Source organism: Desulfitobacterium sp. (genome assembly GCF_982384815.1).
The window spans coordinates 55,592-65,466 of the sequence record NZ_CEVWNY010000005.1; the positions used below are offsets into that span (position 1 = coordinate 55,592).

A 9,875-nucleotide genomic window follows, 5' to 3' on the forward strand; every position below is an offset into this window, starting at 1 on the left:
TCAGCAGTATTATGCAAAGTCCTTAGGCTATTTCAGCCCGTACGCACTCTTCATCCACTCCACAGTTCTAGGGATTCCCGTCTCCAAAAAAACCTGAGGCTCACAATTCAAGTCTCGTCGTGCTTTAGTAATATCAGGCTGCTTAATCTTCGTGGTAAACAGCTCTTCTTCTGTATAAGTGACCTTACTGTCATCTTTGCCCAAATATTGCAAGATTCGATCAGAAACGGACTTCATATCATGCATTTCGGTTCCGGCAATATTGTAAACTTCCCCGGCTTTAAAATTGAGGGTAATATTGGCTAAAGCCCGTGCACAATCTTCAATATAGAGAGCATTGCGCCGATGTCCCAAATAAATAGTATAAGGAAGATCATGAAGGGCTTTATAGGTGAAATTACAGATGGCACTGCGATAAGGAGTGTAGTATTCTCCGGGTCCATAGGTGTTGAAGATCCTGACCCGGACCACTTGATTCCCATGCATGGCTGTTTCATTAAGAATCTGCATCTCATTAACCCACTTCGTAATGGCATAGTCATTCATCTGTTTAATCTCCAGCTTATCCATCACCTCTTCAACCATTACCCCATCATAATCACCATATACTTCCGAACTGCTGGTAAAAACCATTTTAAAGCCATATTCTCGTTGTAAGCGCAGAATATTTTTTGTCCCTACCGCATTGGTCAGCCATAGATCTTCGTAATAATCCTCTCCATTCCAGCGGCCAAACTCCGCGGCTAAGTGGTAGACAAAGTCAAAGGTGTGTGTTTGAAAGATTTTCTGCAGTTGTCTAAATTTACCCACGTCACAGCGATAATAGTTATCTTCATGGCTATGTCCGAGATCACACACCCGAACTTCATGCCCCATATCCCTTAATTTTTCCACTAGATGTGTACCAACGACACCCTTGCCCCCAGTAACCAGGATTTTCATAATCGCCCCCCCCTATGGCAATATTAATTACGCAATTGGTCATACGATGTATCATATGAGGCACTCAGGAAATTAGCTACATAGTAAAGCTTACCCTTTTCAAAACCGCCAAGTTGTCGCAAAGTTGTTTTTACTAAATACTTATTAAATTTTAGGTTCCTAAGGGAAATTCTGCTATAATGGAACAAATACTAATAATAAATCAAGAAAGAAGGATAGTTACTATGCTGGATCGTGAAATTGCCACTTTGCTTAACGAACAAATTAATAAGGAGCTCTATTCGGCATATCTTTACTTAGATATCGCTAATTTTTATTCAGATAAAGGTCTTGAGGGCTTTGAAAACTGGTTTTATATCCAGGCCCAAGAAGAACGAGACCATGCAATGCTATTCCGTACTTATCTTTTGAATAATGATGATAAAGTCACCTTAGGTACTATTGCTGCTCCTGATCTGGAATACCTTGATTTCCAAGCTCCCCTAACTGCAACCCTGGACCATGAGCGGACGGTTACAGCATCCATTAATAATATATATGCTGTAGCTTATGGGAAAAAAGACTTTCGTACCATGCAGTTCTTAGATTGGTTTGTTAAAGAACAAGGAGAAGAAGAGAAAAACTCTACTGATCTTATTAGTAAATTCGAACTCTTTGGCCAAGATCCCAAAGGGCTATACATGCTTAACCAAGAACTTAGTACCCGGGTTTATACCGCACCTTCCCTCGTACTATAATTACTACGTGCGTTTTTTCTCGGCGGCATGTTCAGTGAGCGCAGCGGTGTGCTTTTACCTCGCAAAAATCCAGGGCACCTAAGGCGGAGGGCATACCCTATGACAAGAGTCAGCGCTAACCTGAAATAATCCTTCGCCCTGCTCAGGATGACATTCAGACCTCCCAAATACTATACGGTACGCAAAATAAGTGGGGTGTCCTAATACAGGATGGCCCACTTTTCATGTCCCGTCAAACTTCTTAGAAATAGGAAAGTATTTATCTAGAAAACCGGTAAATACTAAAATTAATATCCTGCTGGGGTTATGAACCAATCTTGAGAACGGATGATGGATTTGAAACTCAGAACCTTTATACTGATTTCCATATCATCGTTTGTGCTATTTGCTTTATCAATTAAATTTTCATCGGAACTCGATTATCCTATGAGTGAAGGGGCAGTTGCGGGTAAAAAAGTATGGCAAAAATATAATTGTGTAAGCTGCCATACCTTGTTTGGCAACGGCGGGTACACAGGAGGAGATCTCACTCATATTATGTCAACACGTAGTCCTGAGTACCTTATGGACTTTTTCAAGAATCCCCCGATAATTCCGCCCAATCGTGACATCACTCATACTGAATTATCTAAACTAGAAACTGAATCCCTTACAGCTTATTTTGAGTATATTGGCAACATTCCCACCTTAGGCTGGCCGCCAAAGCAAAAAGAACTTAAAGGTGGGGATTTCTATTGAAAGCTTTCCTGGGAAAACAAATTGCCCGTAGATACGTCCTTTATGCCGTATTCCTTTTTGGAGTTCAAGGAATCATTGCTTTGCTGGGGGCAACTTCTTTGGTTTTTCCCGATTTGCCTTCACCGGTTTCTTTCGAATACGGTCGCGCTGTACACCTTGCCTTGGCCACTTTTTGGCCGGTCATTGGCATGATGGGCATTGTCTATTATTATACTGTAGAAGAACTCAATGCCGATATCTATTCACCGCGGATAGCACGATGGCAATTTATAATCTTACTACTCTTTTCAGGAGGGCTATTGGGGAGTTTAGCCTTCGGCATTGGCAATGGCCGAGAATATCTCGACGGGCTGCCAATTTTTTATGTTGGAATTGCCCTGGGTATATTGCTTGGGGCTTATAACTTAGTCAGAACTCTATGGAAGTACAGAAAAAAACTAACACCTGCTACCGGAATCATGACTGTTGGTGTGGTATTTCTCTGTATATTGTTGATACCCAATGTCCTGAAAATCAATAACCCTGTTGCAGATGAAGCAGTAAAGTTTTGGGTTGTCCATCTCTGGGAAGAAATGGCCTTTGAACTAACAACCAGTGGTTTTATATCTTCTTTTTTTGTAGCGGCGGGAATAGCGGAAAAAAAGGCTATGGAAAAATGGCTCTATCTTGAAGCAAGTCTTTCCGTAATTGGCGGATTTTTCGGTACCGGGCATCACTATTTCTGGATTGGGTTTCCCTCGCTTTGGCTTCTGCTGGGATCCCTTGCCAGCGTTGTGCAAGCCTTACCAATCTTTCTTCTCGCCTATATGATATACAAAGGTTTTAAAAAGCATAAACCCTTTGACCTAAAAGAAAAACTTGCGGTTTGGTTGATTATAAGCAGCATCTTCCATCATCTTACCGGAGCTACTTTGCTGGGATTATTGATTACCATCCCCTGGATTAATCTGTATACTCATGGAACCTATATTACTTCAGGACATGCCCATCTAGCTTTATTTGGTACCATCGGTTTTTTGATCTTGGCCGGCGCATATGCAATTTTAAGTGAAAATGATACTTCCGGTAAAAAGACATACCGATATGGAGTATCGGGGGTACTCCTACTTAATCTTGGTCTGATCGGAATGAGCCTCTGTCTGATCATAGCTGGTTTTCTTCAAACTTACCTTTGGCGGGTTTTGGGCATTGATTTTATGGTGGTTAGCTCAATTATCAACCCCTTCTTGATCCTAAGAGTGCTAAGCGGGAGTATGTTTACTCTTGGTGTCGCTATTTTAGCTTTTACCATTATCATGACCTGGTGGAAAACCCGATAAGTATAATATTAGGTCATAACTTTCCATATTATGAATACAACATAATAACATAATTGCCCATTGAACGAGACTTCTTTCAGTGGGGGATTCGACTCCCACTGAAGGTTAGTCGAGTACATACCGAACTAACCCCATTCTAATAAAATTGGCAGTTACCCCGGTTTCCCTGTATAATATTAGGTATTGTTAGTGTTGGAGGAATTAATTTTATGCAAGAATTGATCATTCAGATCATGAACGATTACGGTTATTTAGGGATTACTTTGCTAATTGCGGTTGAGAATCTTTTCCCACCTATTCCTTCGGAAATAATCCTGACCTTCGGCGGATTTATGACCACCTACACAACAATGCGTATTTGGGGGGTTATATTGTTTGCCACCCTTGGTTCGGTGCTTGGGGCGATTATCCTCTACGGAATCGGACGCTGGTTTAGCCCGAGAAAACTGGAGCGCTGGCTGGACGGCAAATGGGGAAGAAGATTACACTTTAAAAAAGATGATGTGCGAAAAGCTGCTGCCTGGTTCGAAAGGCATGGTAGATCAACCGTTTTCTTTTGCCGGTTTGTCCCCATCGTCCGCAGTCTGATTTCCATACCTGCCGGTATTGCCAAGATGAATATGCTAAGTTTTCTCACTTTAACGACCATCGGGACTCTTATCTGGAATACTGTGTTAGTCTATTTAGGAGCCTTTGCCGGCAGCTCCTGGGAAACTATCTCCACCTATTTTGATACATACTCCAGTATTACTCTGTATGTTCTAATTATTATTGCGATCATTTGCGCAGCTGTATTCTTTAAAACCAGATTTCTGAAGAGGTAACAGGAATTACTTTGAGCCCAACTTCCACAGAGCCAAGTTCTCCATAATAGTTCAAAATTGATATTGACAACAAACTAAGAGGCTGGCTCAAATTGCTTTGCAACACGAGACAGCCTCAAATATGTTTTAAAATAGTTTAAAAATTAATATTTAACTTCTACTTTATGCTCGTAAGCTTTTTCTAAAGCTTCAATGAAACGTGAATGCACATCTTGAAGTGCCATTGTTGCACCAGTGGTGACATCTACGAGCATTTTCTTTTCTGCGTCGGAGAAATTAGCAGTAGCAGCTTTATCTGCATCAGTTAATTTTTCGGGATAAGCTAATTTGTAAGGTCTGCCGTTTTTGTCTGTATATTTCTTAAACCAATCTTTAACTTCGGTAACGGTCATGCCTTTGAAGAAGTCTTCATAGAATTTAATCTGCTCCCACCATTCCTTTTTGGAAACTGCTGCATTCTTCATGTTATAGGCATCGCCTTCTTCAATCTTGGTTTCCCAAACAAATCCATCTTTCTCAGCATTTTTATAAAGGGATTTGTCTTCTGCTTTAGGATCCATCCAGCCCGGGAACATGGTAGGTGTAACTTCCAGGACATCCCACTTAATATCTACGATCTTACCTTTGTCATCGAAAATTACGCTTGCAGTGGTGATGTTTAAGTTATCTTTATTTTCCCCTTTAGCAGTATTGTCACGATAGTTTGCTGACATACCTACACCTTGGAAAAGCTTCTTAGCAGCGGCTACTCCAGGGGCAGAAGGTGCAGGAGTTGTTGCTGCGGGAGCAGCAGCCTTAACGTTAACCTTTTGACCGGGATAGATTACGTTGATGTTCTTAATTTGGGGATTTAATTTTGCCAATTCGTCCACCGTTAAATTGTGCTTCTGGGCGATTTTCCAGAAAACATCGCCACTAACTACGGTGTAAGCAGGACCAGCAGCTTGTGCCGGAGCAGCTACTTTAGCAGGTGCAGCTGGTGCGGATGCAGCAGGCTTAGCAGGTGCAGCAGGTGCTTCCGCCGGTACTGATGCAGAAGTTGCTGTGTCTGTTTCAGCGAAGATTGGAAGTGCCACTGATGAAAGAACGAGTGATGCAGATAAAATAATTCCTAGGGTCTTTTTCATGATACTCCTCCTTAATATTTTTTCAGGATTCATCTTTTAGAGAATGAATCCAAAATTTACTCCTAAAAGACCTCACATAAATTCGACTGTATAGCCACTATTTTCCTCAAGCAACTTAAAACTTTCTTTTAAACCTTCTGTAACAATGATCCTTTTATCCGTTGTAATAAATACTGCTTCAATTCCATCAATTTTTCGTATAAGCTCTAGTCCTTTCTCCAGGCCTAGGATAAAAATTCCTGTGTCCAGAGCATCTGCATCAAGAGAAGAATCAGTAACCAGAGTAACGCTCATTAATTCGGGATTAGCGGGGTAACCTGTATGAGGATCAAGGATATGATGATAACGCTTACCTTCTTTGATGAAATACCGTTCCCCATCGCCGGCTGTAACAACCGCCTTATCCCTGACTTCCACACTGGCTAAAATTTGGTGTCCCTCAGCTGCTTCTTCTTTCCTGGGATCATAAATACCCACATTCCACGGGCTGCCATCGGGCTTACTTCCTAGGGTGACTACGTTACCGCCGAGATTAATAAAAGCAGATTTAATGCCTTTTTTCTTATAGATAACTATAACTTCGTCTCCGGCATATCCCTTGGCTATACCACCAAGATCAACCATTTGACCGGGACTTTTTAAATAAGCCGTGTTACCATCCATGACTAAATCTTTGTAGTTAACTAAGGGCAGCAAATTATGTATCTCTTCAGCCGAGGGAATCCTGGCCTGATCTGTACCTATTCCCCAGAGCTTTACCAGCGGACCGACTGTAATATCAAAGGCACCATTACTAAGCCGGGCTACTTGTTGTGCTTTATTAATTACTTCAATCGTTGTTGGATGCAACTCAACCGCCTTATTTCCCGCATTAAGGTTTAGATTGTAAATATCGCCTTCCGGGGCATTAAAGGTGAGTAGGCTCTCCAGTTCTCTTATTCTTATCATGCCCTCTTCAATAGCTTCTTGACCCTTGTCACCATAAACTCTTTGGGCAATAAACGTCCCCATAGCAAAGTCCTGATGATTAACTGCCTCTTCGTTAACCATACCGGCAACCACAGTTTCTTCGGTTTGGTTAGGAGCACTTTGATCCTGAGTTTGATCTTGGGTTTGGCTGACTGAGGTGCTTACACTACAAGCTGTAGTAAAACCAGATGCCATAATTAGAGTGATGACAAAAGCAACTCTAAATACCGGACATTTTTTGAAAAAAAAGTTCAAATCCTTTCAGCCCTGCTTTCTGCTTTACTATGTTTAGATACGGCGGAAAATCGATCTAATGTGGCGAATTTTGTCAAATGTCGTCCTAGTTCTTACTTTCATAATTTAGATTGTCGTAATCAAGTATTACCATAACAAGCATTGCTTTAACAAATTTTGCTTATGCAAATATTGCACTGACATGTAAAAATTAACACATGTTTATTACCAAGTCAATAGTGAAATTTCGACACGAAAAAAAGTCACACAAAAAGGGCGATACTCTCGCCCTTTCTTGCTTACGATAGTCAAATATCAAATCCACCGCTAAACGCATACCGCTACCTTAAGTTTTCGAGTATTTGCCTTTATAATCCGCAATTCCGTTAAAGAATTTCCTATGGAATACAATCATAATGATACCTACAATAATCAAAGCAAAGGAAAGTGCCTGGGATACCCGTAGGCCCGGGATAAGGTAAAGGCTATCAGTTCTTAGCCCCTCAATAAAAAAGCGCCCTAGGCCATAGCCGACAAAATATGTTGCCAGGAGCTGGCCACTAAATTTCACTCTTCTACGGAAGTAGATTAGAATAGCAAAGACACAAATATTCCACATGCTTTCATAGAAAAAAGTAGCTTGATGCCACTCCCCTAGCCTTTCTATAAACACGGCATAGGGGAAAAACTGTAGATTTGGGTTTGAAACAAGATTCCCAAAGGCTTCTTGGTTAATAAAGTTGCCCCACCTTCCGATTGCCTGACCTAAAATCAAGCTGGGAACGATTATATCTACCAGACGCAAAAGGGGGAAATTATTTAGTTTAGCAAAGATAGTGGCGGCGATGAATCCTCCGATTACGGCACCATAGATTGCTAGTCCCCCTTGCCAGATCGCAATTGCTCTTAAAGGATTATCCGCATATTGTTGCCACTCAAAAATCACGTAATATGCTCTGGCACCGATAATAGCCAAAGGTAACACCAACATTAAAAAGTCATAAATCAAATCACCTTTCAACCCTTGCCGCTCAGCCTCGCGACCGGCCAACCACACGCCGAGTATAATCGCAAAGGAAATAAAGACACCATACCAGGCAATGTTTAACCCCTCAATGCCGAAGAGGTTTTGAACAAGAAATCTATCTGCCATATCATTTCGCCTTTCTATAAGAACTCTTCTAATATTGTAACATAACCGAAATATTCCTCAAACATATTGAAAAAGATATGCGAAAATGCCGGTCAAGGTAAACAATCACCTTAACCGGCTTTCAATAAATCCGAATGGACAACACGCTCTCTCGTCAAGACAACCGATGTTTAAAATCCTCGTAACCAAACCTACGAATCATCTTAAAGCCTTCTTCCTCGTTGTAGAGGACAATATTGGGTAAATTAACACCGTTAAACATGTTGTTTTTAACCATAGTGTAATGAGCCATATCACAAAAAACCAGCTTATCCCCGGGTTTCAAAGGCTCAGGGAAAGAATAGTCACCGATCACATCACCGGCCAGGCAAGTATTACCGCCTAGGCGATAGGTATAAGGATACTCATCCGGCTGACCGGCATTGATAATAGCCGGTCGATAAGGCATCTCCAGAACATCAGGCATATGGCAGGCCGCCGACGCATCCAAAATAGCAATCTTCATACCATTATCAACAATATCAAGGACTTTAGAGACTAAGAAGCCTGTATTCAGAGCAACAGCTTCCCCAGGCTCCAAATAGATATCAACCCCATACTTCTCTTTCAAATAAAGAATACAGCGAACCAAAGTCTCAATATCATAATCAGGCCGGGTAATATGATGACCGCCGCCCATATTCAGCCACTTCATCTTTTTGATGTGTTCGCCAAACTTTTCTTCAACCACTTTAATGGTGCGTTCCAGTGTATCTGAATTCTGCTCGCACATGGTATGAAAGTGCAGTCCGTCAATTCCGTCAAGGTCCTGGGGCCTGAAATTAGCCAAGGTAACCCCCAATCTTGAATTCTGATAGCAGGGGTTATAGATGTCAGTAGCAATCTCAGAATATTCAGGGTTGACACGAATTCCACATTGAATTTTTCTAGGATGCTTTTTCACTTTATCCTTGAATTTACACCACTGATCAAAGGAATTAAAGACCATATGGTCGCAATAACCCAGTAGTTCATCTATTTCCTCATCGATATATGCCGGTGAATAGACATGAACTTCCTTACCCATTTCTGCAAAACCAAGCCTTGCCTCAAACAAGGAACTGGCCGCAATACCTTTAAGGTACTCCCCTATTAAAGGGAATACCGAATGCATAGAGAATCCTTTCAGGGCCAAAAGTATTTTGCAGCCTGTTCGATCCTGAACGGACTTAAGAATCTCTAAATTCCTCTTCAGGAGGTTTTCATCAACTACATAACTGGGAGTTGGTAATTCTTTTACATTCATTTAATTTATTCCTCATCAAGCAAAGTTGGTGCAAAATCCTCTTTCCACGGTAATCCGTATTTATTAAGAGCTTCCATAAAGGGATCCGGATCAAATTCTTCTATATTGTAGACGCCGGGTTTTTTCCAAACACCTTCCATGATTAACTTAGCCCCGATCATGGCCGGAACCCCGGTGGTATAGGAAATAGCCTGTGAACCTACTTCCGCATAACATTCTTGGTGGTCACAAATGTTGTAAACGTAGTAAGTTCTGGGTTTACCGTCTTTAATTCCCCGAATAATACAACCGATATTGGTTTTACCTTTAGTTCTGGGACCAAGAGATGCCGGATCAGGAAGGATCGCCTTTAAGAATTGTAAGGGGACAATCTCCTTACCTTCAAATTCGATTGGCTCAATGGATGTCATTCCGACATTTTGCAAGACCTTTAAGTGGTTAAGGTAATTGTCCGAGAAAGTCATCCAGAATCTGATCTGTTTGATTCCCCTAATATTTTGTGCTAAGGACTCAAGTTCCTCGTGATATAAGAGATAGATATTTTTAG

The 9,875-nt window shown here is 41.3% G+C and carries 10 protein-coding genes; 4 read left to right on the plus strand and 6 right to left on the minus strand.

Features of this window, described 5'->3' with window-relative positions:
- Nucleotides 1-27: 27 nt before the first annotated feature.
- Nucleotides 28-942 carry an NAD-dependent epimerase/dehydratase family protein gene (locus AC1U9U_RS01970; RefSeq protein WP_479958869.1) on the minus strand — a complete coding sequence of 305 codons (915 nt, stop codon included), beginning with the start codon at nucleotides 940-942 and terminating at the stop codon, nucleotides 28-30.
- A 224-nt stretch (nucleotides 943-1,166) separates the two neighbouring features.
- Between AC1U9U_RS01970 and AC1U9U_RS01975 the strand changes: the two genes are divergently transcribed.
- The 4 genes from AC1U9U_RS01975 to AC1U9U_RS01990 all read left to right on the plus strand — a co-directional run bounded on the left by AC1U9U_RS01975 (nucleotide 1,167) and on the right by AC1U9U_RS01990 (nucleotide 4,560).
- Complete coding sequence (locus AC1U9U_RS01975) at nucleotides 1,167-1,679, plus strand: ferritin (RefSeq protein ID WP_479958870.1); 513 nt, start codon at nucleotides 1,167-1,169, stop codon at nucleotides 1,677-1,679.
- Nucleotides 1,680-2,105: 426 nt separating this feature from the next.
- Nucleotides 2,106-2,417, plus strand: coding sequence for a c-type cytochrome (locus tag AC1U9U_RS01980; protein ID WP_479958871.1), 312 nt, complete (start codon nucleotides 2,106-2,108; stop codon nucleotides 2,415-2,417).
- Nucleotides 2,414-3,736, plus strand: coding sequence for a cbb3-type cytochrome c oxidase subunit I (locus AC1U9U_RS01985; RefSeq protein WP_479958872.1), 1,323 nt, complete (start codon nucleotides 2,414-2,416; stop codon nucleotides 3,734-3,736). Before AC1U9U_RS01980 ends, AC1U9U_RS01985 begins: the two co-directional genes overlap by 4 nt.
- Before the next feature lie 209 nt (nucleotides 3,737-3,945).
- Nucleotides 3,946-4,560, plus strand: a complete 615-nt coding sequence (locus AC1U9U_RS01990) for a DedA family protein (protein WP_479958873.1) — start codon at nucleotides 3,946-3,948, stop codon at nucleotides 4,558-4,560.
- A 143-nt stretch (nucleotides 4,561-4,703) separates the two neighbouring features.
- Here the strand turns inward: AC1U9U_RS01990 and AC1U9U_RS01995 are convergent, their stop codons facing one another.
- The 5 genes from AC1U9U_RS01995 to AC1U9U_RS02015 all read right to left on the minus strand — a co-directional run.
- Nucleotides 4,704-5,687, minus strand: a complete 984-nt coding sequence (locus AC1U9U_RS01995; RefSeq protein ID WP_479958874.1) for a LysM peptidoglycan-binding domain-containing protein — start codon at nucleotides 5,685-5,687, stop codon at nucleotides 4,704-4,706.
- A gap of 72 nt (nucleotides 5,688-5,759) precedes the next feature.
- A complete protein-coding gene (locus AC1U9U_RS02000; RefSeq protein ID WP_479958875.1) occupies nucleotides 5,760-6,851 on the minus strand; it encodes an FAD:protein FMN transferase in 1,092 nt (363 codons plus the stop codon).
- A gap of 385 nt (nucleotides 6,852-7,236) precedes the next feature.
- On the minus strand, nucleotides 7,237-8,043 hold the full coding sequence (gene lgt, locus AC1U9U_RS02005; RefSeq protein WP_479958876.1) for a prolipoprotein diacylglyceryl transferase: 807 nt from the start codon (nucleotides 8,041-8,043) through the stop codon (nucleotides 7,237-7,239).
- Nucleotides 8,044-8,197: 154 nt separating this feature from the next.
- A complete protein-coding gene (gene nspC / locus AC1U9U_RS02010) occupies nucleotides 8,198-9,328 on the minus strand; it encodes a carboxynorspermidine decarboxylase (protein ID WP_479958877.1) in 1,131 nt (376 codons plus the stop codon).
- A 5-nt stretch (nucleotides 9,329-9,333) separates the two neighbouring features.
- Nucleotides 9,334-9,875 (minus strand): saccharopine dehydrogenase family protein (locus tag AC1U9U_RS02015; protein WP_479958878.1); only part of this gene is annotated, 542 nt, incomplete at its 5' end.

What these genes read in the sequence shown, in the direction of transcription:
- AC1U9U_RS01980 (WP_479958871.1), top strand. Translation starts at nt 2,106, where the DNA reads ATGAGTGAAGGGGCAGTTGCGGGTAAAAAAGTATGGCAAAAATATAAT.
- lgt (WP_479958876.1), bottom strand. Translation starts at nt 8,043, where the DNA reads ATGGCAGATAGATTTCTTGTTCAAAACCTCTTCGGCATTGAGGGGTTA.
- AC1U9U_RS01975 (WP_479958870.1), top strand. Translation starts at nt 1,167, where the DNA reads ATGCTGGATCGTGAAATTGCCACTTTGCTTAACGAACAAATTAATAAG.
- AC1U9U_RS01995 (WP_479958874.1), bottom strand. Translation starts at nt 5,687, where the DNA reads ATGAAAAAGACCCTAGGAATTATTTTATCTGCATCACTCGTTCTTTCA.
- nspC (WP_479958877.1), bottom strand. Translation starts at nt 9,328, where the DNA reads ATGAATGTAAAAGAATTACCAACTCCCAGTTATGTAGTTGATGAAAAC.
- AC1U9U_RS01970 (WP_479958869.1), bottom strand. Translation starts at nt 942, where the DNA reads ATGAAAATCCTGGTTACTGGGGGCAAGGGTGTCGTTGGTACACATCTA.
- AC1U9U_RS01990 (WP_479958873.1), top strand. Translation starts at nt 3,946, where the DNA reads ATGCAAGAATTGATCATTCAGATCATGAACGATTACGGTTATTTAGGG.
- AC1U9U_RS02000 (WP_479958875.1), bottom strand. Translation starts at nt 6,851, where the DNA reads ATGGCATCTGGTTTTACTACAGCTTGTAGTGTAAGCACCTCAGTCAGC.